Below are 325 nucleotides of genomic sequence, written 5' to 3'. Positions count from 1 at the left end.
ACCGATGTATCGGTGTGCACGACAGTCGCCGTGGATCTGGCGAAAAAGGTCTTCCAGGTGGCGGGGGAAGACGCCCTGGGTCAACTGGCGTACGAACAGCGAATCAAGTCGCGTGAAGCGTTTCAGGTGTTTCTGCAGAAGCTGTCGGAGGGCGTGACGGTGCTGATGGAAACCGGCCCTGGAGCACAGGCCTGGGCTCGGCTGCTGCAGGCGCAGGGCAACCCGGTGCGTATCCTGCCGGCCCAGCGGGTGGCCGAGCACCGGAGCGGAGCGAAGAATGATCGCAATGATGCCCACGCCATTCTGCGGGCGGGCCGGGATAGCA

1 protein-coding gene is annotated in these 325 nt (G+C 64.3%); it reads left to right on the top strand.

Annotated elements, in window-relative coordinates; all coding sequences use genetic code 11:
- Positions 1 to 325 (top strand): IS110 family transposase (locus tag QSJ95_RS32640; RefSeq protein WP_285647900.1); only part of this gene is annotated, 325 nt, incomplete at both ends.

The organism is Pseudomonas sp. NBRC 100443 (assembly GCF_030268185.1).
Taxonomy (GTDB): domain Bacteria; phylum Pseudomonadota; class Gammaproteobacteria; order Pseudomonadales; family Pseudomonadaceae; genus Pseudomonas; species Pseudomonas citronellolis.
The sequence above is the reverse complement of the archived record's forward strand: the minus strand, read 5'-3'. Positions and strand labels throughout refer to the sequence as shown.